Source organism: Haliscomenobacter sp. (assembly GCF_040403615.1).
Taxonomy (GTDB): domain Bacteria; phylum Bacteroidota; class Bacteroidia; order Chitinophagales; family Saprospiraceae; genus Haliscomenobacter.
Genome location: NZ_JBBAKG010000016.1, coordinates 45,368 through 70,928 on the forward strand (window position 1 = coordinate 45,368; position 25,561 = coordinate 70,928).

The 25,561-nt window shown below is 42.5% G+C and carries 26 protein-coding genes; 11 read left to right on the forward strand and 15 right to left on the reverse strand.

Features of this window, described 5'->3' with window-relative positions:
* Together ileS and ABW391_RS07490 are read right to left on the reverse strand one after the other, a co-directional pair.
* On the reverse strand, positions 1-3,223 hold a 3,223-nt coding region (gene ileS, locus ABW391_RS07485; RefSeq protein ID WP_353481225.1), incomplete at its 3' end, for an isoleucine--tRNA ligase.
* A 78-nt stretch (positions 3,224-3,301) separates the two neighbouring features.
* Positions 3,302-4,636, reverse strand: coding sequence for a sialidase family protein (locus tag ABW391_RS07490; protein WP_353481226.1), 1,335 nt, complete (start codon positions 4,634-4,636; stop codon positions 3,302-3,304).
* Positions 4,637-4,769: 133 nt separating this feature from the next.
* On the opposite strand from ABW391_RS07490, the gene ABW391_RS07495 reads away from it, so the two are divergent.
* The gene (locus tag ABW391_RS07495; RefSeq protein WP_353481227.1) at positions 4,770-5,438 is read left to right on the forward strand and encodes a DUF2461 domain-containing protein; all 669 of its coding nucleotides are present in this window, start codon (positions 4,770-4,772) and stop codon (positions 5,436-5,438) included.
* 85 nt (positions 5,439-5,523) lie between these two features.
* Complete coding sequence (locus tag ABW391_RS07500; RefSeq protein WP_353481228.1) at positions 5,524-5,856, forward strand: hypothetical protein; 333 nt, start codon at positions 5,524-5,526, stop codon at positions 5,854-5,856.
* Here the strand turns inward: ABW391_RS07500 and ABW391_RS07505 are convergent.
* Positions 5,853-6,167, reverse strand: coding sequence for a DUF433 domain-containing protein (locus tag ABW391_RS07505; protein ID WP_353481229.1), 315 nt, complete (start codon positions 6,165-6,167; stop codon positions 5,853-5,855). The two genes, ABW391_RS07500 and ABW391_RS07505, sit on opposite strands and share 4 nt — an antisense overlap.
* A 71-nt stretch (positions 6,168-6,238) precedes the next feature.
* Between ABW391_RS07505 and ABW391_RS07510 the strand changes: the two genes are divergently transcribed.
* Positions 6,239-6,736, forward strand: a complete 498-nt coding sequence (locus ABW391_RS07510; protein ID WP_353481230.1) for a hypothetical protein — start codon at positions 6,239-6,241, stop codon at positions 6,734-6,736.
* A gap of 32 nt (positions 6,737-6,768) precedes the next feature.
* Here ABW391_RS07510 and ABW391_RS07515 read toward each other — a convergent pair whose 3' ends face one another.
* Positions 6,769-7,566 (reverse strand): hypothetical protein, encoded by a 798-nt coding sequence (locus tag ABW391_RS07515; protein WP_353481231.1) that lies wholly within the window; start codon positions 7,564-7,566, stop codon positions 6,769-6,771.
* Between the two features lie 272 nt (positions 7,567-7,838).
* On the opposite strand from ABW391_RS07515, the gene ABW391_RS07520 reads away from it, so the two are divergent.
* Positions 7,839-8,231: a hypothetical protein gene (locus ABW391_RS07520; RefSeq protein WP_353481232.1), complete on the forward strand. Its 393-nt coding sequence runs from the start codon at positions 7,839-7,841 to the stop codon at positions 8,229-8,231.
* A 94-nt stretch (positions 8,232-8,325) separates the two neighbouring features.
* Here the strand turns inward: ABW391_RS07520 and ABW391_RS07525 are convergent, their stop codons facing one another.
* The 3 genes from ABW391_RS07525 to ABW391_RS07535 are packed head-to-tail and all read right to left on the reverse strand — an operon-like array spanning position 8,326 to position 9,478.
* Positions 8,326-8,667, reverse strand: a complete 342-nt coding sequence (locus ABW391_RS07525) for a hypothetical protein (RefSeq protein WP_353481233.1) — start codon at positions 8,665-8,667, stop codon at positions 8,326-8,328.
* 26 nt (positions 8,668-8,693) lie between these two features.
* On the reverse strand, positions 8,694-9,137 hold the full coding sequence (locus ABW391_RS07530; protein WP_353481234.1) for a hypothetical protein: 444 nt from the start codon (positions 9,135-9,137) through the stop codon (positions 8,694-8,696).
* 2 nt (positions 9,138-9,139) lie between these two features.
* On the reverse strand, positions 9,140-9,478 hold the full coding sequence (locus ABW391_RS07535; RefSeq protein WP_353481235.1) for a hypothetical protein: 339 nt from the start codon (positions 9,476-9,478) through the stop codon (positions 9,140-9,142).
* A 189-nt stretch (positions 9,479-9,667) separates the two neighbouring features.
* Here ABW391_RS07535 and ABW391_RS07540 point away from each other — a divergent pair, with 189 nt between their 5' ends.
* The gene (locus ABW391_RS07540) at positions 9,668-10,003 is read left to right on the forward strand and encodes a helix-turn-helix transcriptional regulator (protein ID WP_353481236.1); all 336 of its coding nucleotides are present in this window, start codon (positions 9,668-9,670) and stop codon (positions 10,001-10,003) included.
* 199 nt (positions 10,004-10,202) lie between these two features.
* Here the strand turns inward: ABW391_RS07540 and ABW391_RS07545 are convergent, their stop codons facing one another.
* Together ABW391_RS07545 and ABW391_RS07550 are read right to left on the reverse strand one after the other, a co-directional pair.
* Positions 10,203-10,895 (reverse strand): DUF4272 domain-containing protein, encoded by a 693-nt coding sequence (locus ABW391_RS07545; RefSeq protein ID WP_353481237.1) that lies wholly within the window; start codon positions 10,893-10,895, stop codon positions 10,203-10,205.
* A 250-nt stretch (positions 10,896-11,145) separates the two neighbouring features.
* Complete coding sequence (locus ABW391_RS07550; protein ID WP_353481238.1) at positions 11,146-11,496, reverse strand: VOC family protein; 351 nt, start codon at positions 11,494-11,496, stop codon at positions 11,146-11,148.
* Positions 11,497-12,086: 590 nt separating this feature from the next.
* Here ABW391_RS07550 and ABW391_RS07555 point away from each other — a divergent pair.
* Together ABW391_RS07555 and ABW391_RS07560 are read left to right on the forward strand one after the other, a co-directional pair.
* Complete coding sequence (locus ABW391_RS07555) at positions 12,087-15,917, forward strand: PVC-type heme-binding CxxCH protein (RefSeq protein ID WP_353481239.1); 3,831 nt, start codon at positions 12,087-12,089, stop codon at positions 15,915-15,917.
* Positions 15,918-15,993: 76 nt separating this feature from the next.
* Positions 15,994-16,953: a sugar phosphate isomerase/epimerase family protein gene (locus tag ABW391_RS07560; RefSeq protein ID WP_353481240.1), complete on the forward strand. Its 960-nt coding sequence runs from the start codon at positions 15,994-15,996 to the stop codon at positions 16,951-16,953.
* A 191-nt stretch (positions 16,954-17,144) separates the two neighbouring features.
* On the opposite strand, the gene ABW391_RS07565 is transcribed toward ABW391_RS07560, so the two are convergent.
* From ABW391_RS07565 to ABW391_RS07580, 4 genes are all read right to left on the reverse strand, one after another.
* On the reverse strand, positions 17,145-17,801 hold the full coding sequence (locus tag ABW391_RS07565; protein ID WP_353481241.1) for a hypothetical protein: 657 nt from the start codon (positions 17,799-17,801) through the stop codon (positions 17,145-17,147).
* Complete coding sequence (locus ABW391_RS07570; RefSeq protein WP_353481242.1) at positions 17,792-18,277, reverse strand: YybH family protein; 486 nt, start codon at positions 18,275-18,277, stop codon at positions 17,792-17,794. Before ABW391_RS07570 ends, ABW391_RS07565 begins: the two co-directional genes overlap by 10 nt.
* Positions 18,278-18,361: 84 nt before the next feature.
* Entirely contained in the window at positions 18,362-19,141 is a 780-nt protein-coding gene (locus ABW391_RS07575) for a helix-turn-helix domain-containing protein (protein ID WP_353481243.1), read from the reverse strand.
* A gap of 362 nt (positions 19,142-19,503) precedes the next feature.
* Entirely contained in the window at positions 19,504-19,848 is a 345-nt protein-coding gene (locus ABW391_RS07580; protein ID WP_353481244.1) for a winged helix-turn-helix transcriptional regulator, read from the reverse strand.
* 130 nt (positions 19,849-19,978) lie between these two features.
* Between ABW391_RS07580 and ABW391_RS07585 the strand changes: the two genes are divergently transcribed.
* Genes ABW391_RS07585 through ABW391_RS07600 form a run of 4 tightly spaced genes read left to right on the forward strand, consistent with a single transcriptional unit; the run spans position 19,979 to position 22,449 of the window.
* A complete protein-coding gene (locus tag ABW391_RS07585) occupies positions 19,979-20,743 on the forward strand; it encodes an SDR family NAD(P)-dependent oxidoreductase (protein WP_353481245.1) in 765 nt (254 codons plus the stop codon).
* Position 20,744: 1 nt separating this feature from the next.
* Positions 20,745-21,098, forward strand: a complete 354-nt coding sequence (locus tag ABW391_RS07590) for a DoxX family protein (RefSeq protein WP_353481246.1) — start codon at positions 20,745-20,747, stop codon at positions 21,096-21,098.
* Complete coding sequence (locus ABW391_RS07595) at positions 21,095-22,009, forward strand: SDR family NAD(P)-dependent oxidoreductase (RefSeq protein WP_353481247.1); 915 nt, start codon at positions 21,095-21,097, stop codon at positions 22,007-22,009. Before ABW391_RS07590 ends, ABW391_RS07595 begins: the two co-directional genes overlap by 4 nt.
* An 11-nt stretch (positions 22,010-22,020) precedes the next feature.
* The gene (locus ABW391_RS07600) at positions 22,021-22,449 is read left to right on the forward strand and encodes a DUF2147 domain-containing protein (protein WP_353481248.1); all 429 of its coding nucleotides are present in this window, start codon (positions 22,021-22,023) and stop codon (positions 22,447-22,449) included.
* A gap of 260 nt (positions 22,450-22,709) precedes the next feature.
* Here the strand turns inward: ABW391_RS07600 and ABW391_RS07605 are convergent, their stop codons facing one another.
* On the reverse strand, positions 22,710-23,720 hold the full coding sequence (locus ABW391_RS07605) for a DUF3500 domain-containing protein (protein WP_353481249.1): 1,011 nt from the start codon (positions 23,718-23,720) through the stop codon (positions 22,710-22,712).
* A gap of 243 nt (positions 23,721-23,963) precedes the next feature.
* Complete coding sequence (locus ABW391_RS07610) at positions 23,964-25,370, reverse strand: tetratricopeptide repeat protein (protein ID WP_353481250.1); 1,407 nt, start codon at positions 25,368-25,370, stop codon at positions 23,964-23,966.
* Positions 25,371-25,561 lie beyond the last annotated feature (191 nt).

Genomic DNA, 25,561 nt, shown 5'->3' on the forward strand with positions numbered 1-25,561 from the left:
CCGTCACCCCAGCTACCAAATCCAGCCTCACCGCCAGTACCTCATCGCTGATGTATTGCCCGTACTGAGCTACTGCTACTTCCACCGCCGGGTGTTTCTCCAGGTCAATCTGGATACGGTCGGTTACGTTGAAGTCGCGGGTTTTGCGGATGTTCTGGATGCGGTTGACCAATTCGCGGGCCATCCCTTCGGCCTCCAGTTCGGGCGTGAGGGTGATGTCGAGTGCCACGGTGAGCAGGCCATCGCTGGCTACCAACCAGCCGGGGATGTCCTCGGCGGCGATTTCAAAGTCTTCCAGGTTCAGGTCAAAGCTGCTGCCATTGACGTTGAGGATGTATTCATTTGTTTTTTCGATGGCACTGATCTCGGCCTGGCTGAGCTGGCCGATGATTTCCTGCGCGGCCTTCATGTGTGGCCCCAGGCGTTTGCCGAGGGTTTTGAAGTTGGGTTTGATGCGCTTTTTGAGCAAGCCCGAATCGTCGGTCAAGTATTCAACTTCCTTGACGTTTACTTCTGATTCGATCAGGGCTTTGACGCCGTCTACCAGTTCGATGAAATCCTCATTCAACACGGGCAACAAGACCTTTTGCAGCGGCTGACGTACCCTGATTTTCTCCTTTTTGCGCAGCGAAAGCACCAGGGAGGAAATTCGTTGCGCATAATCCATCTTTTGCTCCAGTTGCTTGTCGATCAAGTCAGAGCTGGATTCTTCGATCAAGGTCAAGTGCACCGATTCGTGAGGTTCATGGCGGGTTACCTTGTTCAGGTTTTTGTACAACCATTCCGCAAAGAATGGCGCAACAGGAGCCATCAATTTGGACAAAGTAATCAAGCACTCGTACAAAGTCTGGTAAGCCGAAATTTTATCGTCGGTGTAATCTCCCTTCCAGAAGCGGCGACGGCAGAGGCGCACGTACCAGTTGCTCAGGTTTTCATCCACAAACTGCATGATCTTGCGGGTAGCGTTGGTGGATTCGTAGTTGGCGTAATCGGCATCTACTTCGTTCACCAAAGAGTGCAACGCGGAGAGCACCCAACGGTCAATTTCGGGACGTTTCCACATCGGGATATCCGCTTCAATGTAGCGGAACTTGTCGATGTTGGCGTACAGCGCAAAGAAGGAGTAGGTATTGTAGAGTGTGCCAAAGAGCTTGCGCTGCGTTTCTTCGATGCCCGCCAGGTCAAAGCGCAGGTTGTCCCACACCTGGGCGTTGGAGATCATGTACCAACGGGTAGCGTCGGCACCGTATTTGGCTACAGTTTCAAAAGGATCCGCCGCGTTGCCGAGGCGCTTGGACATCTTTTGGCCGTTTTTGTCCAGTACCAAACCGTTCGAAACCACGTTTTTGAACGCCACACTGTCGAATACCATCACGGCGATGGCGTGGAGCGTATAAAACCAGCCCCGCGTTTGGTCAACGCCTTCGGCGATGAAGTCAGCAGGGTAGCGGAATTTGAATTCTTCTACATTTTCAAAAGGGTAATGCCACTGTGCATAAGGCATTGAACCCGAATCGAACCACACGTCGATCAGGTCGAGCTCACGGTACAATGGCTCACCGTTGTCGGTTACCAATACGATCTCATCAATGTAGGGGCGGTGCAAGTCTTTGGGTACCTCCTGGGTTTTGCCCAGAACTGCATTTGCTTTTACAATTTCGTCTTGCAACTCCTTTACCGAACCAATGCACTTTTCCTGGGTGCCATCCTTGCTGCGCCAGATGGGCAGCGGGATGCCCCAGTAGCGGGAGCGGGAAAGGTTCCAGTCTTGGAGGTTTTCCAGCCATTTGCCAAAGCGGCCTTCACCGGTTGCGGCGGGTTTCCAGTTGATGGTCTGGTTCAGTTCAAACATGCGCTCCTTCATGGAAGACGCCTTGACAAACCAACTATCGAGTGGATAGTACAACACGGGGCGGTCAGTGCGCCAGCAGTGTGGATAAGAGTGGACGTATTTTTCGGAACCGAAAAGTTTGTTTTCTTCCTTCAGCTTGATCACGATGTCGACGTCTACAGGCCGTTCTTCTACCTGACCGTAGTCTTTGACGTAGCGGCCAGCAAAATCGGTCACTTCGGCCACGAAGCGGCCCCGTTTGTCTACCAGCGGCATGGGGTTGCCTGCCTCATCTTTGACCATCAGCGGTACAATGCCGTACTGTTTGGCCACCCGGAAGTCGTCGGCACCAAAAGTAGGTGCAATGTGTACGATGCCCGTACCATCTTCGGTGCTGACAAAATCGCCCAAAAGCGCCTTGAAGGCTGGCCCGTCGGGCTTCACGTAAGGCAACAGTTGCTCGTATTCGATCCCTTCCAGTTCGCTGCCTTTCATTTCGGCTACGATCTCGATGTAGGGGATGGGCTTGTTGCCTGGCTTGACGTCTTCGGGTTTGAGGTCAGGGTTTTGCTCAGAAAAGTATTGGCTGAAGCGGTCTTTGGCCAAAATCACAACCATGGGTGCGCCCGTGTAGCGGTTGAAACTGCGCACTTTGACGTAGGTGATGTCTTTACCCAGGGCTACCGCCGTATTGGAAGGCAGCGTCCAGGGCGTGGTGGTCCAGGCCAGGAAGTACTCGTGGTCGCTGTCCACAATTTTGAACATGGCGATCGCCGATGTATCGCTGATTTCGCGGTAAGCGTTGGGCTGGTTCAATTCATGAGAACTCAATCCTGTGCCCGCTGCCGGGGAGTAAGGCTGGATGGTATAGCCTTTGTACAGCAAGTCTTTGTTGTACAATTGCTGCAACAACCACCACACCGACTCGATGTAGTCGTTTTCGTAAGTGATGTACGGATTGTCGAGGTCGACCCAGTAGCCGATTTTGCGGGTGATGTCGTCCCAGCGGTCTTTGTACATCATCACCGTTTCGCGGCACTTGCGGTTGTAATCGTCTACCGAGATGGTTTTACCGATGTCTTCCTTGGTGATGCCCAATTCTTTCTCCACACTCAATTCGATTGGCAAACCGTGGGTATCCCAGCCGCCTTTGCGCTCTACGCGCTGGCCTTTCATGGTGTGGTAACGGCAAAAAATATCTTTAATGGCCCGCGCCATCACGTGGTGGATGCCGGGCATCCCGTTGGCGGAAGGAGGTCCTTCGTAAAATACGTAGCTGTTTTCTACATCGCGTTGTTCGATGCTTTTTTCAAAAATGTGCTCTTTTTCCCAAAATGCTAACACTTCACGATCAATGTCCGGTAAATTGAGCTGCTTGTATTCCTTGTACATGGCCAGTTGGAATTTTTTTTTCGAGGTGCAAATATAAGGGATTTTTGGAGAAATCGCCTTCGAAAAACCATCCCAACCTTACTTCAACCTTACCAGCGCCGTCCATACACTCAAATTTCCATTCTGAAGCCTGGTCCAAATTGGACGCACCCGACCATTGTACACACTGAGGTGATTGTAGTCGCCAAAGAAAATGGTTTTGGTGGGCAAAAACGGAGACTGACTGATTTTGGCGTTGACAAAAGTTTTGCCCCCATCTTTGGAATAAGCCAGGTACACGTCGGTATTGTCGTCGGTGTGGTTGCGGCGGTCGTAAAACACCACGTAGAGGTAACCGGTGACCGGATCTACGGCCAGCCAGGTGAAAAACTGTTGGTGGCCTGCGCCGTCGTTGTTGACGCGCGTTGGGGCGCTCCAGGAGTTGCCCCCATCGGTAGATTTGGCAATCCAGACATCGGTATCGTTGGTGCCATTGCGTTGATCGCACCAGTTGACGTAAATGGTGCCGCGATTGGGCCCATTGCTGAGGTCGGTTGCGGTGATGGGTAAGCCATTGGCGCGGAAAATGCCCGGGATGTCAAAAGTCCAACCGCCGGGCTGATCGGCTACAACTTTGTCGGTGGCCAACCAGGTTTTGCCTGCATCAAGTGAGCGGTCGAAGTAAATCTTGTTGGCGTAAGACCAGGCCACATAAATTTCACCTTTGGGGCCGATGGCGGGTACTGCGCCTTCGGTAGTGTTGTCGTCGTCGAGGCAATCGCCTTCCAGTTGACTGAGGTTGGCTTCGCTGCTCCAGGTTTTGCCGCCATCGTTGGAGCGGGCAAAAAGAATGCGGGATTTGTCTTTTGGGTCTTTGCTGTCGTACTTGTCGAATTCTGTCCAGGTCATCACGAGGCTATTGTCGCGCGGGTCTACGGCCAGCCAGTGCTTGTCTTGGTCTTTGGGGTGGTGCAAGCCCGCGTAGGTTCCCTGCGACCAGGTCACACCTTTATCGGTCGATTTCTGGATCACAATGCGATCCAGCCAGGTAGGGTCATTGCCTTGCGAGCCTTTGGGATCGGAGAGGTGCGCGTAATAGAAATCGCCTTTGTTGTCGGCCAATAGCATGGGGTCTCCATATACGCCATAGGGTGAGGTGAGGGTTTTCTTTTTCCAGGTGATGCCGCCATTGGAAGAGTAATAGACTTTATCGAGAATGGCTCCGGCCACCACAATATTGGAATCCACCGGAGAAATGGCAATGCTGGGTTCGCAAGGGCCTGTGGCAAAAGGACCCGCCGAGCTATCGATGCGAATATTGGGGAAATTGGCGAAAATCTCGGGGTTGCTGACCGGGACAACGGGCGTTTGACGTTGGCAACTGAAAAACGCGAAACCGCTAATAAGGCTAAACAGCGCAATTAATCTGGGCATGGTACTAAACTTTGAGGCCAAGTTATTCATATTCTGTTAAAAATAAAATTACGTTGAAATACAATTCAATTTATTGTTTTTTACATCCAGAATTAAAGAAAATGTTTTTAAATTTGACCCAAAACCCATCACCATGCTGAAAGCCTCCACATTCCAGTTCATCAAGGATTTGAAAGCCAACAACAACAAAGAGTGGTTTGATACCAACCGCAAAATCTACCAAATCGCCAAGGATGATTTTTTAACCCAGGTACAAGCCCTGATTACGGGACTGGAAGGTTTTGACCCGGAAATTTCCATTGCCAAGCTCGATCCCAAAAAATGCATCTTCCGCATCAACCGGGATACGCGCTTTTCGACGGACAAATCGCCTTACAAAACCAATATGGGCGCCTGGTTCAGTGCAGGGGCCAAAGGCGTACAAAAAGCCGGGTATTATTTTCATGTTGAAGATGGCGGGTGTTTTTTAGCGGGAGGCCTGTACATGCCTGAAACAGAAGCCCTGAAAAAAATCCGCCAGGAAATTCACTACAACCACAAAGACCTGTTGGCCATTCTGAATGAAAAAAGTTTCAAGCAGTTTTTTCCAAAAGCCCTGGACACTGAAAATATGCTTAAAAAAGCACCGCAGGGATATAAGGAAGACAATCCAGCGATTGACTTGTTGAAATTGAAGAGCTTTACGGCATCACATTCTTTTGGAGAAGAGAAATTGTTGGATGCAGGTTTTGATGCATTTGCAAAAGAGGTTTTTGCCTCCATGTATCCTTTGATTAAATTTTTGAATCAGTCTTTTGATTGAGCGAACTTGCGCAATAAGTAAATGCAGGAAAAGGCAGACCGCGCCATGCTCCTGCTGATGCTAAAATTTGAATATCTTTGTTTTTATGAAGAAGGAGTTCAATATTACGGGCGCTTGTTATCCTCACTTGTATTACATGATGGATACACGTGCTAAAATGGCGGCCATCATAGACATGGTGGAGCGGGGAAAGTATTTCATCATCAATCGACCTCGTCAATATGGGAAAACAACAGTGCTATTTGGTCTCAACGATACATTGAACAAAGAAGCAGATTATCTGCCTCTTGAAATGAATTTTCAAGTCACAAAAACTCAACATGGCCTTCCATGTTCTTCTTCTCCAAAACCTCAATACCCCGTTGCCTCAACCCTTTTGCCACTGCTTTGGCAACATGCTCATCCAGATAAAAACTAATTCGATCCATCCACTATACGCTTAATTTTTGAAGGCATACTTCTGCGCAATTCGTCAACCAATAGCTCTTCTTGAGCCCAAATCTGTTGGAGAGATACCCGATTGTGGTAGTAATAAGCCAGCGCAGCAAAAATATCGGCCAGCTCTAGATCGTAAGCTGCGGCGATCTCGTCAGCATCCATTTTTAAAAGATCATACCATTGGACAATGTCCTTCACTCGGATGCGCCGATGGGCAATATGAGGTTGTCCGCCCAAAATGCCTTCGTCAGCGACTATTCTGTTACCAATGGATAATGTGGCAGTTGACATCTTTTTAATTTTAGGCAATTTATTTTTTTTTTTGCAAATGTTCAGCGTAGATTCCGCTAAAATCTGTTTCTATGACCACCAGCGTTACCATCCAAACCATTTACCACTGCTCCCTGGAGCGGGCCTTCAAAGCGCCTATGCTTTGTGATGTGTCTAAAGTGCACACGGGCTTTGGTATCATGCCTAGAGTAACCCACTGCACAGAGGATGAAAACTGGGGTCAACTTGGCAGTAGCAAAAGAGTATTTGTAGCGCCCTCCATCTCCCAGGCTGGTGGCGAAGCCTCTATCGACCGGGTCATTGAGCGCATTGAAAACCAATACTGGAAAATCGAGGTGAGCGAGTTCAAAGCCTGGATGTTGGGCTTTTCCAAATTTGTCGGGGAATGGAAAACGACTGAATTGAAACCAAACGAGATTCTGATCGAATACACCTACACGATGCACGCTGAGGTCGCTTTGCTTTATCCGCTGAATTGGTTGTTTACCAAAACGTTTTGGCGGATTTATATGCAGCAGGTACTGGAAAATGTGCGGGTGCTGGCGGAAGGGGAGGAACGGTTTTTGTAGGCGTGAAGGGGATTGTGCTCCTCCATGTTGTTTTACAGCTCTCCTTTTTCTCCATCAATCCAACGTTCTAACATTACTCTTTCAGATGGTAACTGGTGCGTGCCTCCTGCCAAGATGTCCAGAAATTTATCCCAAAGATTTTTTTCTCCTTTAAATTCTTTTTTAAAATTTATCAGTGCTTTGTAATAATCCTTTTGATACTCCATCGCTTCTTCATAAGTAAAATCCAATGGAATATGGTCTACAATAATTTGGGTAATTGCATTCAATTCTTCTGGGGTATACCGTTCAATCAATTGCAACAATACCCTGCATGAATCCACATGAGCAATGAGGGATTCTACAAGTGGCTTTTGAAGTGTTGCAAATTCTTTTTCCCACTTGGTATGAACCGCTTCTGGCAATAATGTCAATGCTGTATTTGTAGCATTTTTAGCATTGTCCTTTAGGGCAGTTAAGTTTACAGCCAGTTGATCCCACAGCTCCGAGGAATCGTTTTTCTCTTTTAGCAATATCTTTTCTTTTGCCGTAGTAAGGGTAGTATTAATTCCGCTTAATGCTTTATTCATTTCCTGTACGATCGCTTTCCACTGGATTGTTGTTTCTGGAGAGATGGTGGCTTCAATAATCAACAAACCATCTTTATTCACTTTATCCAGTTCGCTTTCGATTTGCAGCAATTCGGTATGGTCATTTTCCAGGGTGGCGGTGAATTTTTTTATGGACAGTAGTGCCCTTAATCCAGGGTTGTGGCTTTTGGTGCTGCGGTTTGCTGCTGCTATTTCCTCGTCCGTGGTTTTTAGGATGATTTGTTCTTCTGATGTGACCATCTTCAATCTTTTTTTCAATGATTTTACAAAGCAAAGGTTTGTCATTTAGCCACAATAAAAGTTACACAATCTGATAAATAAGTTGTAAGATTCCTACATCAGAGCATGCTCTTACCTGGGTCAACGTGTGAATCATGTAATTCTTATGCTGAATTGTATAAGGTTTCAGGCGCTAAAAGATCTCACCTTTGTGCTGTTGTGAAATTTTAAGCGGCACCAAAGATTTTTACCTGCTCTTTATGCCACTTTCACTTTTTATAGAACCAAAAAAAATGAAAACACATAAGAACTTAGGCATTTGGATGGATCATTCTACTGCCCTTTTTATTGATTTAAAAGCGGAGAAAAATGATCATTCCATATCATCAGCGTTTACTTTTAACACCAAAGAAGAAGCTTTGAAAAGAAGTGAAAGTATCATGCACAACAAGGAACAGCAAATGCATGAAGCCTATTACAAGGAAATTGCAGCTGAGATTTTGAACTATGATAACGTGCTCTTATTTGGCCCGACAGATGCAAAATTAGAACTGCACAATTACTTGAATAAGGATTTGCACTTTAAGGACATAAAAATTTCTATTGAATCAGTAGATAAGATGACGGACAATGAAAAAGATGCTTTTGTGAAAAAGCATTTTGAAGGGATGGAGAATCAGTCATAAAATGTCGGTCTCTGAATAGAAAGCAACAAGGGAGTCACCAATTCATTCAATGGATTACCCTCATTGATGGGTAATGTTCACGGAAATGGTACTTCTAAACAGTCAGCTCCACCCCAAACCTAGCCTGGATTTCCTGTCTCAACTCAGCTACATCCAGCAGTTCTTTGTAACGCTCCAAACGATAGAATTCATTGAGCAGGGTGTCAATGATGATTGCTTTGGTATCTTCGGAGGCAAGTATTTCAGCATAGGGGATCACCAACCATAAAAAAATATCGCTTTTATATTTCCTTACGCTAGTCTGACTCTTTTCTGTTCTAGCTACCAATGTGATGTACAGGTTACAACTTGTCAAATCTTTTAACAAATCATTGATCCAGACTAAATCAATTTTTTGGTAGGATTTTTCGTCTACATTGCCGTTGACTAGAATCATTTTGTACTTTTTTTAGCAATTTATCCCTAAACACCACCTACTTCTTCATCGATAACCACCAATTCATCAATCATCTTTTGCATATCTGTTAAGCTGAGTTGTTGAAGCAACCATGCTTCGATCAGAAGTAGACTGATTTGTTCAGCTTCGTTGGTCAGCACCAAATCAATGACCAATTCCTCTACACGATCTTCACGTTCAGGCATTACGGCTTGATCCAGCCAGGCTTTAATGTCCACCTCAGCAACTGCCTCGGAGGGGTCAACCTGGATAATGCGTAAAGCTCGGTCTACTCCGGGGACATAAGCGGTAAACATCGGATTGCCGTCCATTCTTTTTTCATTCAAGAAAGGGCGAAAAGTGTACTGCTTGGCGCTGAGCAATTGCTCAAATAAGCGCTGCCAGCGGGCCTTTGCCAAGAGGTATACTCGGCGGTTTTCTAGAAAAGTGGCATAAAGTACTTGTCCCATTTTTACCCTATTAAATACCAGATAATGAAAAGCAACAAAAAAATGCCAAAGGCAGTTCCGCTCCAAATTTCAATGTCGACTCGTTCATGCTTTGTTTTGCGATTCAAGAACGATATGTCACTTGGAGCATTTTCCCCGTCTTGCACGTTTTCAATGAAGCGTTGAGCTTGTTTGAACTGTTTTTCCCTATCTTTTAGTTCCTTTTTGCTCAGCTTCGATTTTAACAACTCTAATAATCTTAGTCCATCTTTTTTGCTAAGTGGCTCATCTTGCGCCCAAGTTACTGACTCTTCCAGGTTTTCCCCTTGGGCTTGAATTCTTCCACGGTGAGGTTTAGTCATAAGCGTTTTTAATAAGGCAATTTAGAAATTTATTTTATTGAACACAATAGCTATTAGCCATAGTTCCACTTTGATGCGTGAAGTTTGTTTTTCTTCAGCATTTCCTTAGTTTTGTTCAACGTCAAATGCAACACAAATCTGCTAATTTAAATTTTAAATTGCAAATTTATTTTACAAATATTTTCTAAAATGGTTGATGAAGGTTTTGCCGAACGCCTCAAAATACTGGCCAAAAGGTTAGATTTGAAACAGCACAACATCTACAAAGACATGGGCACCAGTTCTGCCCGGGTCAGCAATGTATTTAACTCGGCCAACAACCCCAGCTATGAATTTCTGCAAAGCTTTCTTAGTGCCTATCCCAATGTCAATGCCAATTGGTTGCTTTTGGGGAAAGGCGAGATGTTGTTCAACGACAATGAATTACGGGAACCCGATGAAAGAAAATGGTCTACCCCTGATTTGCGCAAGAGAATCGAGCGGGTTGAGGATTTTTTGAAGGGGAAATTTGAGGATTTTGAGTAGGTGGCTTTGCTACAGCCGCAGATTTTTGAAAAAAAGGCTGATACCCAGCCAGAGTACCCCACAGCAAACCGCTCGAAAATCCCATAATAGTAGCTGAGAAATCCTCCTCTGGAATCGCTTCCAAAGCTTCCGTTTAACATTGCCTTCATTCTTGGCATTGCGTGCCGAACGAAGGTTTAGTTGTTAGCACCAGTTTTTCTTATGTATCAGTTGATACTTTGTCCCATTCGTCAGCGTAAATAGTTACCCAATTTATTGCATAATGTCTTTCCATAATCATACTCAAATCCAAACTTGCAGGCATTGGTTGATTATTTAAGTTAGCGTTTCTTGTCGCCCAATGTAGTCTATAAATCAAGTCTAATGCGTCAAGTATTTCTGTTGTCGGTCTAACAATTGCAGTTTTAATAAATTCACTTGGGTCAGTAAGAAATTTAGGAAGTCGTGATACAATTTCTGGTATCTCAACCTGTTCTGTCGGCAATTCTAATTTGTCAACTTTGTTGATTGTCCAAAGTAATAACCATACTCCTTCTGAACGCCAAGAAATATTTGCAGTTTCTTGGTCTGTAAGTTCTTCTTTTTGAAATAGCACTTTCTCGTCTGGCGAAACTTTGTCCCAAAGTGAATTTGTTTTTAGAAAGTCAATAACGTTATCTCTTTCGTCAGGAACTTCGGAAAAGTATACTAAATAAACCAAAACTAAAATTCGTTCTGCAATTTCTTGGGCTGTTCTGATTTTTACTTCACTCTCTTCTTCGATTAATGGTAAGTGGTCTATGAATGGAATATTCAAAGATTTCAAGTGTTTTTCAGTTTGCTTTTTTCTCTGTTCAGCCGTTTTTGGATTATTTCCATTGTCGGGCTTTTTAAAAATGTCAAATATTCCCATTGTTCTATTGGTGTCGTTTTAAAATTGGTGCTCACGAGCAGGGATTTGTGCAGGTGTGGAATTAGTATTCCGTCCGCCCACAACCGCTGCTGATTGAAAATATGAAGTTGAAGTTAAGAACTAAACCCAAAGTTGTTTGTCCAGCCCGAACTGAAGATTGGCTTTTACTGCTGCTGATTGTACTTCCGTTCAGCCCCACTTTTGGCAATACCCATGTTGGGCGTTCGTGCTTCGAATTATACGTTTTTTGTCAGCCTATTTGTTGTCCAATAAACAGAAGTGTCTTTGTCATTGGTATAACGAGATGGATTTCCCTCATGCCATAATTTTGGTCAAAAGGTTCTTTAAATTTAATTCCATTTAAGTTGTCTTTTATGTAATTCCATATAGACTGAAGATCATCTACTTCAAGATAAAACTCCATTTCTCCGATTTCTTTGCCTGCTCTTAAAATGTGAATTGTCAGATTGTCTTTTTGTAAAATGACGTATGTTTTGTCGTCACGAATAATTTCAAATCTAAGCAAGTCAATAAAAAATGATACGGTCTTGACAATGTCAATCGAAGGTATCATTGGACTCAAATGTTTTGCTTTGTACATAATTGAGTTTTTTTCAGCGAATAAGTTTCTTTTAAATTGACAATGTCTTGTGTCCTTTTGTAAAAAACACGCGACGTCAAACAGCATGACCGCCAACGCGCTTCAGCTTTACGAAGTTCCGAAAAAGAATGAAGCGAAGCGAGCATTTCATTTCAGCACTTGTCTAAATTTGGGGGTGAAGGCGAAAACGAGGCCATTTTAACCCAAATAAGGCACGAAAAGCGGAGCTTTGAAGTGAGTTTGTAATTTTTAAAAATAAGTGCTCATTTTGCCAAAAATATCAGATAAGGCACTTAAAACTAGGTATCGTGTTTGTTCCTTTCTGGCTCGCATCAACGGTACTTAATTATTGGGCATTTACCGCTACTCTATCAAGCCATGCCCCATTTCCCACGATTGAGGATTTTCTTTAGCAAAAACAGGAAATTATTCTGTTATACAAAAAAAAGCAAAAAAAAACGATGCTCTGTTTAGATTTTGCCCAACTTTCTTTGTCTTTTACATCAACAAAGAGACATTTGTGCAAAAGCCCATGATTTTTTATTTACTTCAAGTCTATTTTATCAAGTCAATGCCAAAACCTGCCAAAAATGACATCCAAACTTTACGCTTTTTCACTTGCCTTGATAGGTTTAGCCTGGTTTGCCTTAATGCCTAAAGTGCTTAACCCAAAGGGTACACCAACTACTGCCACCGAATTTCGCCTCGTCCAGGACGAAGCCCTTGGTACAATATCCGTTTTTACGGCCAAAGGCAAAACGCCTGTTTTGACCCAAAATGCCAAAGCCGATTTTCGACCTTTTTTACATCCCATTGTCGCTCCAGATGGCAATGGCGTTCTGACCGAATACAGTCCCGGCCACCACAAACACCAAACTGGTATTTATTGGGGTTTCACCCGGGTCAACGGGAGGGATTATTTTCACCACCCCGAAGGAGATTATTGGCGCCGGGTTTCGGCTACGGTCATCAAAGCGAAGGGCCCGGAGGTGAAATGGGAAACCGTGTATGACCTGCTCGATGAAAAGGGCAATACCGTACTGACCGAAACCCAAACCTGGACCATGCGGGAGCAGGACGGCAAGTACCTTCTGGATCTGGAATGGGCGGGCGAAGCCCAAACCGACGTAACCATCGGCAAGTACGATTATGGAGGCCTGTTTGTGCGCATGCCCTGGAAAGAAGGCATCAAAGGTGAAGTGATCAATGCGGCGCGGCAACGCAACGAAAAAGCCGAAGGTCAACGTGCTGGCTGGGTCGATGTAGGCATGCAAATTGAAGGGCGGAACGACTGGGCGCACATCGCGATTTTGGAACACCCTGAAAACAAAGGTTTCCCCCAGAACTGGCGGGTAGACGGGCAATTGGGCATCGGCCCGGCCCGGGCTCGTACAGCCGATTGGCAAATCCCCAAAGGTAAGGTGGAAGTCATCAAATACGAACTTGTTGTGTACACTGGCACCCTCAATGATGTGAAAATGAACAGCATCTGGAGTGCCTACAGCGGCCAGGATATGATGTATTCGCTGTGGGGCATTGCGCAAGCCGAAGGCCGAGACGCCAAGTTTTTGAGCCCCGAAGAAGCCGTTAAGGCGATGACGCTCAAAGAAGGGTTTAAAGTAAATACCTGGGCTTCCGAACCGATGATGACCCAGCCGATGGCTTTTTGCTGGGACGACCGTGGCCGACTCTGGGTGGCGGAAAACTGCGACTACGAATCGCGTGGCTATGGCTTTTCCAAAGCTGGTAATAGCCGCATTTTGATTCTGGAAGACACCGATCACGATGGAGTAGCCGATTCCAAAAAAGTATTTTTAGAAGGCATTGCCTTTCCAGCCGCCATCGCGGTGGGCTTTGATGGCCTGTTTTTGGGCGCACCACCCAACCTGCTTTTTGTACCCGACAAAAACCACGACGATGTAGCCGATATGGACAACATTGAAGTACGCCTGACGGGTTGGGGCATCCGCGATCGGCATGAGACCTTGAACAGTTTACATTGGGGTCCCGATGGCTGGTTGTATGGTTGTCAGGGCTTTGCTACGCCTTCCAAAGTGCGCAAACCGACCGGCAAAGGCCGGATTTACAAGCACAACGACCCTTTTCCTGAAGACATCCTCAATGGGGAGGGAGTTGACATCAATGGTGGAGTATGGCGCTACCATCCGACTAAGGACAAATTTGAAGTTGTCGCCCACGGCTTCAGCAATCCCTGGGGAATTGATTACGACGCCAAGGGGCAATTGTTCATCAGCGCCTGCGTCATCCCGCACATGTGGCACATCATACCCGGTGGGGTTTACCATCGCCAGGGTGGGCAGCATTTCAATCCTTATTTGTACAGCGACATTCGCACCATTGCGGAGCACAGCCACCGTTCGGCGCATGGGGGCGCCAGGGTGTATCAGTCCGATGCTTTTCCAGCAGAACATCGGGGGCGAATTTTTATGGCCAACATTCACGAACACGCCGTTTTGTCGGATATTTTGGAACCCAAAGGCTCAGGTTTTGTGGCCAAACACGGCGACGACCTGCTCCTGGCCAACAATGCGCAATGGGTAGGCTTCAGCATGGAAGTTGGCCCCGATGGTGGCGTGTACGTGCTGGACTGGCACGATGCCGATATTTGTGGCAAAGAGGTATTGAATGGGGAAACCGGGCGGGTGTTCCGAATCATGCCGGCTACTTCATTGGCCCAAAACTGGGAAGGCCGCTACAGTGATTTGTCCAAATTGTCGGATGTGCAACTGGTCGAATTGCAAAAAAGCCCCAGCGATTGGCATTCCCGCCGGGCCAGATTGATTTTGCAGGGCCGGGCGAGCAAAATGGCTTTGGACAAAACTGCCGTTGCCAACTTGCAAAGCATTTTTCAAAGCCAGGCCAATCCAGACTACCGGCTCCGTGCCCTATGGAGCTTGCACACTACTGGCAACCTGACTGCAAGCGCTCTACTCAGCTCACTCAACGATGCCGATCTGTACATTCGCGCCTGGTCGATTCAGCTGTTGTGTGAAGACAAAACACCCTCCGCTGCGGCCTTGGACAAGTTTGTAGCCCTGGCTAAGGCAGACCCTTCCCCCGTGGTCAGGCTCTACCTGGCTTCGGCCATGCAGCGCCTCGACAACGAATCCGCCTGGAAAATTACTGAACAATTGGTCAAACACGGTGAAGACCAGGCCGACCACAACGTGCCCAAAATGATCTGGTTTGGCCTGGAACCACTGGTAAAAGCCAATCCCAATCGGGCGCTGGCACTGGCTGCACAATCCGAAATCCCCCTGATCTCCCGGTACATAGCCCGGCGCATCGTGGATGCCAATACACCCGAGGTGTTGATCAGTGCCCTGGAAAAGAACCCCAAGCAGAGATTGACCCTGTTGGAAGGCATGCGCGACGGCCTAGATGGTAGAACCGACTTGAAAGCGCCCAACAATTGGGCAGCGCTGTACGCCAAATTGCGGCAGGTCAAAGGCCCCACCCAAGACCTGGCCATGCAAATTGCCCAACGTTTTGGCGATACCGAGGCCAGCCAAAAGGCCTTGATTACCCTCAAAAATAAAAATGCACCGCTTGCGCAGCGGCAGCAGGCCTTACAACTCATCGCCGCGCGCAAACGGCCTGAATTGTTGCCGGAAATCCCCACACTGCTCAATGAAACAGGCTTGCGGCTGGACGTGATTCAAGCCATTGCGGATTACGATCAGGAATCCCTGGCTAAATTGCTGATCAGCAAATACCCGGATTTCAATGCTGCCGAAAAACAGCAGGCCATTCAAACCCTTTCTTCGCGGCCCCGGTACGGCTGGCAACTGACCCAGGCCTTGAAAGACGAGACCATTCCCAAGCGGGATGTGCCCCCCTATGCTGCCCGGCAATTGTTGCGGGTAGTGGGCAGCGGGTTCATCGAGGTATGGGGCCCGATTGAGCAGGAACCTTCGCTGGAAAAGGCTTATTCGAAATACCAGCGCATGATCACCGAAAAGGCGCTACTTTCGGCCAATGCCGCCAAGGGTGAGCTGCTTTTTCAAGCAGTTTGTGGGTCTTGTCATAAAATGTATGGCAAAGGCGGCAACATCGGCCCCGACTTGACGGGTTCGAACCGCGCCAACCTGGACTACCTCCTGTTCAACGTCCTGAATCCAAGCGGAGAAATCCAGGATGATTACAAATTGGTCGTGCTGACTACCCGAGATGGACGGACGTATTCGGGCAACGTGGTTTCTGAAAATGAACGCCAATTGACCTTCCGTACCGTAGGACTGGAGGCTGTGGTGCTCGACAAATCGTCGATTCAATCCCGAGAAGTGATGCCGACTTCGCTGATGCCGGTGGGGCTGTTTGATCCGCTTGCAGAGGCAGAGGTGCTGGATTTGGTGAAATTTTTGCGGACGACGGAACCGATGAAAGCAGTGAAGAAATAAATGCGGGTAGTTATTTCTTTCTAGTTCATGAGCGTTATATTTGATTACATCATCATCAACATTCAATCCTTATTCAATGAAAAAAATCAATCTCTGCATCATTTTGGCCACAGCAATATTACTTGGCTGCGAGCCCAAAACCAATCCAAAACCAGATATGAACATATCATTGGCACAGTGGTCCTTACACAAAAGCTTCTTTGGTGACGCCTTGAATGGCGACTGGGGAGCCTTTGAAAGACTTTTAAAACAAAATCCAGATTCCCTGCTGCAAGGAAAACTCAATCCTGACGATTTTCCCAAAATAGCAGCTGGCTATGGCGTAAACACCATTGAGCTGGTCAATACCTTTTACTTCTCAAAAGCCAAAGACATGGCCTATTGGGAGGGTTTCAAAAAGAAATGTGATGAAGCCGGCGTCAAAGTGGGGCTGATCATGTGCGATGCCTTGGGCGACTTGGGCAATGCAGACTCAGTAGCCAGGCAAAAAGCGGTAGAAAACCATTACGATTGGGTGAAAATAGCCAAGTATTTGGGAGCTCCCACCATCAGAGTAAATGCGGCGGGAACCGGAACACCAGAAGAAGTTGCTAAAAACGCTGCCGATGGTCTTAAAAAACTGGGCGAGTATGGCGCAAAAGAAGGAATAAACGTGGTGGTTGAAAACCATGGCGGATATTCCTCTGACGGCTCATGGTTGGCTGGCGTAATGAAAACGGTAAACCTGGAGAACGTAGGAACATTACCCGATTTTGGCAATTTCTGCCTTGAAAGAGGCCCTGACGGATGCTTGAAAGAATACGACCGCTACAAAGGCATCGCCGAACTGATGCCCTACGCTAAAGGGGTAAGCGCCAAAACCCACGTTTTTGACAAGGATGGGAACGAAGCAGAAATGGATTATGCCCGAATCCTGAAAATTGTAAAAGACGCTGGCTTTAAAGGCAATATCGGTATTGAGTTTGAAGGCACCGAGGTATCAGAAGACGAAGGCATAAAAGCTACCAAGGCTTTGATTGAGAAGATTTTGAAGTGAGTTTGTAGTGGTGAATTTATACAACGGTCGAGGCTTTGTGCAGACAGGGCATTGTTGTTTGACAATCCCATAATAAATAAGTAATCCTCCAATAGGATTGCTACCGAAAGTTGCGTTCAACAGAGCCTTCATTCTTGGCATTGCATGCCGAACGAAGGCTCTGTTGTTAGTTGCCGTTTTTCATCTGTGAATTACTCCCAGTTAATTTTGTTCGTCTGTCCATTCACTTCTTTACTTCTTTGCCAAGCGGAATAGCCTAATAAACCCAATGCTATTCCCAAAAGAGGAAGAATGTCATATGGCGGTAAGCCTAAAATATATCGAATAGGAACTTGAACTACAATAGGGAAAAGTCCAAAAATAAGTGGAGTATATCTTTTCCAACCTGACCAGATTTTTGCTTTGATGCTAAATATTCCGACAATAATCATTCCTAAACCATTCAAAATGGAACCAATTGGAGCAAATGGAAGAGGGAACATCAAAACAAAAATATGGCAAATTGAACCAATTATTGGTATGAGTAAAAAATGACGTTTTGCCCAACCTGTTGGCTCACCGATTTTCCAAAGTGAGACATGGGCAAATAACATTAGAAAGGAAGACAAATGATAACCCCACCCTTCAATTAAACCCTCTTTGAAGTTGTCTATTTGATAGATAATTCCAAAAACTTGATGCATTTTTGGGTCAGCAACGATTTTCCCAAAAAACCAAAAAGGAATACCCATCGAAAGAATACCTGCTCCTGCAATCATGTAGCAAATTCCTGCCCGTTGTAAATTTTGAATTTTTGCTTCGTTTGTCATTTCCATTGTTTTATCAGGATATTTTTTGTCTATTGACAAATTGAACTGTTTTGTCTCGCTATCAATTGCCAAGATTGTTTATATCGTCTATAAATATTGGTATAAGCCCTTTTGCTCAACGGCTTGCCGTCAGGCGTGGTGGCTGTTGCATCAGGTACATCTTGTCCCATTACAATTGCAATATCTTGGTTGATGGTTATTTTATCGATAAGGTGTTCAATGTGTGGAGGTGTTCCTTGCATCGCTGCATTTCTTTTCTTCCACATTGCCAAAAGCTCCATAAGCCCCTTAAGGCCGTGAATTTTTTGATCTGGGTTCATTACCACATAGTCGGGCGAAACATATTGATGCATGAAGAGCGTATCCTGTGTATTCATAGCTATAACGCTAAGTTCTTCTATTTTGCGAACAGCAGCTTCATCGGCTTGCGTTTTACTATCAGTTTGGGCTTGGCTAATTGTAGCAATGCCTACAAAAAGCATAGAGATAAAAAACCTTTTCATACTATTTTGCATGCGTTGCCACGTTGGTTTGATTTTCAATTAGCGCACAAGGTGCGATGAAAAACAAATTGCAGCATAGTAAAAAAGCGACATTTCTCAATAGATTATCGCAGTGTTAAAGTCAAATGTTGTAGGAACGGTATTTGTAAATTGTTTAAAATCCCTTAATAAGTGCATTTGGTCAAAGTAGCCGACCGAATAAGTAATATTGCTCCAGGTTTGATTTGGTTCTTCTTTTTTTAACTTCATAGCCTGATTAAACTTCAAAATCCTTTGGTATATTTTGGGGCTTACCCCTGTTCTGGTCAGAAAATTCCTTTCAAATTGGCGGTTGCTCAAACAAGCATCAGAAGCTAATTTGTCCAAAGAATATTGGTACAATTGGGCTTGATTGATTACAAGGTCAATGGGTAGTTGTTTTAGCCTACAATTAGAGGCTTTAACCATCAAATACTTTTCACTGTAAAAAACCATTTCATCAATACCAATTGAATTGATTATTTGCTCATTTAATTCTTTGATAGGATTTCCCAAAACACCAATCGTTTCAATATGCCCTTTAGAAAACAGCGATAATGGAATACCAAATAAACGATGAAAGCCACCTGTTTGAAAAATGATTTTGAACATCAAATAATCATCTGGAACAAGCATATCCACTCTTTGGGTTTGCTGCCGAGTGATAATTGTCTCTGGCGATTGTGCAAATTTTCCGTCAATAAATACCGCAGGTTTATTTTTTGGATAGAAATAGATGGCTTCTTCAGGGGTTGGGGTATTAGACCGCGGGACTGAGCTCCCCTTTGACAAGTTCAAATACCAATACTCTTTTATGAATTGTTTTAGTGCAGGGTGTGGCGGTTTTTTGAGAAGCATTTATTTGGGTTGTCAAAATGAGTTCAAAGCAAATTGCCGATTTTACATGGTCGGTTCATAGCGGCCAAAGCGCTGCGACTTTGCGAAGTTCCGAAAAAGAATTGAGCGCAGCGAGGGTTTTTTTTCGGAATTTTGCAAAACCGCTGTTGTACGAAGGGCGACAGAAGGGAGAACTTTGTACAACTGTGGTGCAGCCGCACCGCGTTGTACAGAAGGCGAGCGCAGCGAGCCTTTTGTACAACGTTTTTGGGCTTGGCGAAGGTGGGGTTTAGAAAGTACTAAAGTTCAAATTTAGCACAAAAGCTAATAGAAACTACAAATGTTCAGCCTAGTACTAAAGCCCCACTTTTGCCAAACCCATGTTATGTGCCGGCATTTTCTACGCTTTGATGTTCCTTCATAAAATTGTCCGACCAAGACATTAACTGGTCTAATATTGGTTTTAAAGTCAAACCTTCGGTTGTCAAACTGTATTCAACGGTTATGGGTACAGTATTAAAAGTTTGGCGGTTCACAATTTTTATACTTTCAAGGTCTTTAAGTTCCTTAATGAGCATCTTGGGTGATATACCTGTTACTTCTCTCTCCAATTCTTTGAAGCGTTTTTTACCAAAATATAGTTTGGAAAGAATGTGGATTTTCCACTTTCCACCCAAAACCTGTAGGATAAATTGAAGTGATTCCAATTTATTTTCGCAATTATTCATTTATTTTTTAGTTTAAAATATTGATAATCAATTAAGTTACTAAAAGTATATTAGTTTACTTATGGGTAACTACTTGCAAAAGTATATCATAGGTTTTACATTTGCAACTTAATAATTAAAATAAATAAAAATGCTTAAAAATAAAACAATTCTAATCACTGGCGGTGGCTCAGGAATAGGGGAATCCCTTACCAAACAGTTATCAAAAACAAACAAAGTCATCATTTGTGGTCGCAATGAGGACAAACTTAAAAAAGTTGCAACTGAAAATGATAACGTTACTTACTTTGTTGTTGATGTTACAAATCCACTTGAAATTGATGGACTCTTTGAAAAGTTTTCTGCAAAAGGTATTGTTTTAGATGTTCTTTTTAACAATGCAGGGGTTGTAGAATTATGGGAAATAAATAACACTAAACTTTCTTCAAGTCAAATTTTTAGTAAAATCAATACCAACTTTACATGTGCTGTTTGTCTGGTTCAAAGGTTTTTCAGTCAGGCAAATGCAGGTGTTGAAAACTATATCATAAATATTACATCAGAAGTTGCAATAATGCCAATTCCACTTTTGCCATTATATTCTGCATCAAAATCGGGGTTAAGTGTTTTTACAAAAGCATTGCGATTGCAGTTGAAAAACACAAAATTCAAAGTTGTTGAAATTCTCCCACCTGCCGTGGAAACGAAAATGACTACGCAGGATTTAAACAATACCTCAAAACTTGTGAAACCTTATGTATTCGCAGAGAACGTAATAAAAAATATTAATAATGGCAAGTTAGAGTATGCACCTGGCTCAAACGCCTTTCAACTGAATTTAATAAGAAGATTTTTCCCAAAGGCTGGATTGAAACTCATTGATAAATTAAGTCGCAAACAATTAATTGTAAAATAGTATGAAATCACTAAAAAACATTTGGCTCTATATTTTGCCAATCTTGCTTTTAATAGCTGGGTCGCTTGATTTTTTTGGTATTGTACCCGTAAAAACAGAAATGGAATCTATGAATTTAGGCGGCTACAAAATGATAATTGTAGGCGTAATTGATTGGATTTTAGCAATAGGTATTTTAGTTAAAAAAACAAGACCCATAGCATTAGATGGTGTTTTATTTATTGCATTTGGTTCTTTTGTGGCACATATTGTAACTGATGCACCAACTAATACCTTACTTGTACCAATATTGCTTTTTGTAATGGCAATTACAAACCTTCATATCAACTACAAAATTAATTTTATTCCACGATGAAAACAGTCATAATCACAGGGGCAAATAAAGGGCTTGGATTCTACACAACCCTAAATATTGCAAAAAACAAAGATTACAGAATTATTATCGCAAGCCGAGACTCCGAAAAATCATTGAGGGCAATAGATGAAATTATTTCAAAAACTGGTAACCAAAATATTCAATTTATTCCATTAGATTTAGCTGATTTGAATTCTGTAAAACTATTTTCAGAGAAAATTAAAAATAATAATTTTAAAATTGATGGTTTAATAAACAATGCAGGTATTCAATACATAAGCCCTACGAAATTAACAAAACAGAATTATGAATTAACTTTCGGGGTAAATCATTTAGGCCATTTTTTGTTAACCAATTTGTTAGTTCCACAATTAAATCCTTTTTGCAGAATAGTAAATGTGGCAAGTTTTGTTCATCATCCAAATGCGAAAACAAGAATGAGGCCACCAAATTACACAAAGGCAATTGATTTGGCAATTGTAAACGATAATACCACAAAAGACTTCGTTCAAAAAGGTACTGAAAGATATAGCACATCAAAATTATGTAATGTACTTTTTACTTATAAGTTGGCTGATGTTTTGAAAGAAAAATCAATCAATGTTAATGCCTTTGACCCTGGAATGATGCCTGGCACAGGGTTGGCAGATGATTATAATGCAATTCAAAGATTTGCTTGGAAATATATTTTTCCTGTTTTTACATTATTCAAAAAAGGTGTTAATAGTCCTTCAACTTCTGGAAGTGATTTAGCAAACTTGATTTTGAATGATGACTTTAAAAATGTAACAGGTAAATATTTCGTACGCAACGTGATAGATGATTCCTCATCTGAAAGTAAAGACAAAGCCAAGCAAGATGACTTATGGAATACAAGTCTTGACTTATGTAAAACCTACATTAAAAATTAAATAAATTAATTATGAAAAAATTATTAAATCTAAAATTCATTGTATTGTCGGTTTTTATTTTGCTATCTTTTGTTTTAAAAGTAAGTGCACAAACAGACGATAAAGTAATAGGACAATATTGGTCGCCTGAAAAAAATGGTAAAATTGAAATTTATAAAGTAGCCAATAAGTATTTTGGTAAATTTGTATGGGGTAGTAATCCAAGAAAAGACACAAAAAATCCAAAAAAAGAATTACGAACAAGAGATGTTGTCGGAATGGTTTTTCTAACAAATTTTCTGTTTAAAGACAATGAATATGTTGATGGTCAAATCTACGACCCTGAAAGTGGCAAAACATACAGTTGTAAAATGTGGTTGGATAATGGAAACTTAAAGGTCAGAGGTTTTGTCGGGTTTTCATTTTTAGGAAGAACCGAAACATTTAGTAAAGTTCAGTAGCAATTTAAGTTTTTAGGATGTTCTGTCAGTCTTAGGGTGTTGCCTCTATGCTTGCACATAACGAACAGGGCTTTGTGCAGGTTGGATATTAGCATTCCGTCTGCCCGTAACTGCTGTTGACATTTGCAATATTGCTGATGTTTTGTTCATTAGCCAAATTTATAACGTCCTGCTGGAACTGAAGCTAAATAGTAGCACAAATGTTGAGGCTTATTCCGTCTGCCCAACTTGCACAAAACCCTTGTTAGCGGCTGGCTTATCTATTTGTGATGATGTTTACTTTTTTTATAATGCTCATTTAAAAGGTCAATGCCAAAGTCACCATCAAAATCACGCCAAACTATATGGATATGATTGGCATTGTGTGTAGTATTGTCAAACTCAATTAAAAATGTCTTCCCTTGTATTCTGTAATAATGCGGTACTCCTTTTATTAAGCCTCCTGCCCAACCAAATCTTAATTGATTAAAATCTTCTGATACAATTCGCTTCATTCTCATCTCTGCAATATTAGTTGGCATAGAAGAAAGATGGCAGACAATTAATTTGTTCAAAATATTTTTTTGTTGGGATGTCAATTCTTTTGCTAATATCCCAACTGGCGTAAGAGGTCCAACTTGAATGGCGTTTGTAGTTACTATGTCCCTAAAAGCATTTTTTTGAAAAACTGCCTTTTCTTTTTGTCCACTTGTAAGCATATTTATTAGTTCAAAGCCAATATCTTCTTCGTCTTTTATTATTCGCCTCCCTTTATTTTGCCCTGATTTTATTTCTGCTGGATAGACCCCAAAAAAGATTGGGGTGAATGCTAATTGATTATTAACTATTGTAAAATTAAGAGCAATATGATGTCCACTAAATTTCCAGCCCCAAATACTGTCTTTTCCTGGAGTGCCAAAAAATGCTAGAAAATGATTTTCCGGTATCCGATGTATCATATCAGGCTCTAACTCTTTTAAATAATACTCATTATTCATAATGTCTTGTGTCCTTGAAAAGCCTTTGTCACTTAAAAAACTCTTAAGTAAGGCATAAACATTTTTCTTTTGAGTGCTATCTAAGTCCTTTAAACAAACACCTCTTCTTTGGATTAAGCTAGGGGGAAGATAATTCCAATCATATCTGGACATATCATCAAAAGGGTAAACTGATTTTGCTTTTTGTGTACTGTCAAAAGAATTTATAACTGTCAATGCAGACGAAAAGTCCAAAGTATTATTCTGTGCAGTTAAAACAAAGGGAAGAAATAGAAGAAAATATATTATTCTCATTTGAAATTAATGTTTGTTTAAGCTTGCCGCTAACGAAAAAGGCTTTGTGCAGTTGGGGAATTAACCAACTGTCTGCCCGGAACTGAAGCTAAATTTATGACTAAAAGCCGAAGTTAACCAACAAAAGCCCGGCAGAATTACGTCCGCCGAAACCAAAGCCTGGATATGCACTGCCGATGATTGTTTCAATGTCCAGCCCCAATTGCACAAAACCTTTTGTTGTGCGTTCGGGCTTCTTGAAGGCTATCCCTTTTCCTCTAACTCTACAATCGTTTTCTTAGCACTTGCCAACCGTATCTTTTTGTTCTTCTCCGTCATTTTTGTTTTTATCCATTTTTCCAGGCGATGATGTAAAGGGATAAGTAATGATGCCAAAGCTACCAAAGCTAATAACATTAAAAACGGATTGTGATGTGTTACCCGTTCTAAAAAAGGATGTATGAGTAAGTTGATAAACTCAAACACAATTAATAAACCTAAAATGCCAAAAAAAGAAATCCACTTTTCGTTTACGATTATACTGCGGCTTAGCAGAAAAAAAAGAATGAGAAATGTAACAATGCCAATGGCTAAAAATATGTATTGAATGTTTTGTTTGCGTTGCTGCTTTACTTCTTCTTCTTTTGCGGCTTCCTCCATTTTACGCAACTGTTCTTTAAGCCCCATAGCCTCTATGTCAGACAATTTGTTTCGGTCAAAAACTAAATTATTAGTGATAAATTGAAGCCTGGAGTAATAATAAGCACTATCTAGTTTATTTGCTTTTTCAAATAAATCTCTTTTTATATTAGCTGCTCTTAATATCAAATCTTGATTTTGCTCTTTTTGTGCAATTAACCATATTTTTTCAGCTATATCGCTGGCAATTTTAATACTGTCTTTACTTTTAAGTATCCCATACTTAATTTCTAAAATACGAAATTTGCTGTTGTTTCCTTTAAAATTTTGTGCAATTACTTCTGCTTTTTTAAAATATACCATTGCAATTTCAGGCTCATTTTTATCTTCATATACAGAGGCAAGTCCTAATAGCGTTTGGTACTTTTTTAAATTAGTGTTTATCCTTTCGGCGGTTTGATTACTGAGTTGTGCGTAAAATAAAGCAGAATCAAGTTGCTTTTTTCTTTGATAAAAGCTAGCCATTCGTTGTTGGTATTGTACCAGCATATAATCGTATTTTGGAGAAGTTTTATCTGGTAAATTCTCCCCACCTTTTTTAATAAATTCAATTGCTTCTTTTTTTTTGCCCAACCTATAATATGCACTCGACAAATCAAAATAGATAGAACTGATTCTTCTTTTGTCGTTATACTTTTCTGCCAATGGTAGTGCTTTATAGAGGTATTCTATTTCTTCATTTGATTTTCCTTTTGTTTGGAAGTAGGTCGATATCCAATTATAGCTTATTGCAAGTAAACTATCGTTTTTTAACTGTGTTGCCTTTTTCTGCAGGTCGATACAAATTGCACTGTCTATAGCACCTACTTCTTCATTTTGTATATTTTCTAAATAGATAATGGTAGCAGTAAACCTCTCTAAGGGTTTTTTAATGGCAGCTAATTCGTCTTTTGTAATTACAGTTTTATTCATTTGTGCAAGGGCTGTTTGCATAGCTGCAATAAAGCAAAAGAGGATTATTATTTTTTTCATTATTTGAGTGATAACTATTATTTGTTTTCGAATTTGATTATGGTGTCAAACAGCCTGACGCACAACACGGAAATATGCGTACTTGTCGCGTCCGCATCGTAAAGATAAACTAGTAGCACGAAAGCTACAAGCATCTGGAATTTTTAATTTTATCGACTTGATAATGAATAGATTGCTTGTAGATAGACAGC

Bases quoted from the DNA above. Each gene is read 5' to 3' on its own strand.
- ABW391_RS07585 (WP_353481245.1), top strand. From the start codon at position 19,979: ATGCTTAAAAATAAAACAATTCTAATCACTGGCGGTGGCTCAGGAATA.
- ABW391_RS07540 (WP_353481236.1), top strand. From the start codon at position 9,668: ATGGTTGATGAAGGTTTTGCCGAACGCCTCAAAATACTGGCCAAAAGG.
- ABW391_RS07590 (WP_353481246.1), top strand. From the start codon at position 20,745: ATGAAATCACTAAAAAACATTTGGCTCTATATTTTGCCAATCTTGCTT.
- ABW391_RS07525 (WP_353481233.1), bottom strand. From the start codon at position 8,667: ATGATTCTAGTCAACGGCAATGTAGACGAAAAATCCTACCAAAAAATT.
- ABW391_RS07555 (WP_353481239.1), top strand. From the start codon at position 12,087: ATGACATCCAAACTTTACGCTTTTTCACTTGCCTTGATAGGTTTAGCC.
- ABW391_RS07580 (WP_353481244.1), bottom strand. From the start codon at position 19,848: ATGAATAATTGCGAAAATAAATTGGAATCACTTCAATTTATCCTACAG.
- ABW391_RS07515 (WP_353481231.1), bottom strand. From the start codon at position 7,566: ATGGTCACATCAGAAGAACAAATCATCCTAAAAACCACGGACGAGGAA.
- ABW391_RS07575 (WP_353481243.1), bottom strand. From the start codon at position 19,141: ATGCTTCTCAAAAAACCGCCACACCCTGCACTAAAACAATTCATAAAA.
- ABW391_RS07550 (WP_353481238.1), bottom strand. From the start codon at position 11,496: ATGTACAAAGCAAAACATTTGAGTCCAATGATACCTTCGATTGACATT.
- ABW391_RS07530 (WP_353481234.1), bottom strand. From the start codon at position 9,137: ATGGGACAAGTACTTTATGCCACTTTTCTAGAAAACCGCCGAGTATAC.
- ABW391_RS07495 (WP_353481227.1), top strand. From the start codon at position 4,770: ATGCTGAAAGCCTCCACATTCCAGTTCATCAAGGATTTGAAAGCCAAC.
- ABW391_RS07610 (WP_353481250.1), bottom strand. From the start codon at position 25,370: ATGAAAAAAATAATAATCCTCTTTTGCTTTATTGCAGCTATGCAAACA.
- ABW391_RS07535 (WP_353481235.1), bottom strand. From the start codon at position 9,478: ATGACTAAACCTCACCGTGGAAGAATTCAAGCCCAAGGGGAAAACCTG.
- ABW391_RS07560 (WP_353481240.1), top strand. From the start codon at position 15,994: ATGAAAAAAATCAATCTCTGCATCATTTTGGCCACAGCAATATTACTT.
- ABW391_RS07500 (WP_353481228.1), top strand. From the start codon at position 5,524: ATGAAGAAGGAGTTCAATATTACGGGCGCTTGTTATCCTCACTTGTAT.
- ABW391_RS07505 (WP_353481229.1), bottom strand. From the start codon at position 6,167: ATGTCAACTGCCACATTATCCATTGGTAACAGAATAGTCGCTGACGAA.
- ABW391_RS07490 (WP_353481226.1), bottom strand. From the start codon at position 4,636: ATGCCCAGATTAATTGCGCTGTTTAGCCTTATTAGCGGTTTCGCGTTT.
- ABW391_RS07605 (WP_353481249.1), bottom strand. From the start codon at position 23,720: ATGAGAATAATATATTTTCTTCTATTTCTTCCCTTTGTTTTAACTGCA.
- ABW391_RS07595 (WP_353481247.1), top strand. From the start codon at position 21,095: ATGAAAACAGTCATAATCACAGGGGCAAATAAAGGGCTTGGATTCTAC.
- ABW391_RS07570 (WP_353481242.1), bottom strand. From the start codon at position 18,277: ATGCAAAATAGTATGAAAAGGTTTTTTATCTCTATGCTTTTTGTAGGC.
- ABW391_RS07600 (WP_353481248.1), top strand. From the start codon at position 22,021: ATGAAAAAATTATTAAATCTAAAATTCATTGTATTGTCGGTTTTTATT.
- ABW391_RS07510 (WP_353481230.1), top strand. From the start codon at position 6,239: ATGACCACCAGCGTTACCATCCAAACCATTTACCACTGCTCCCTGGAG.
- ABW391_RS07545 (WP_353481237.1), bottom strand. From the start codon at position 10,895: ATGGGAATATTTGACATTTTTAAAAAGCCCGACAATGGAAATAATCCA.
- ABW391_RS07520 (WP_353481232.1), top strand. From the start codon at position 7,839: ATGAAAACACATAAGAACTTAGGCATTTGGATGGATCATTCTACTGCC.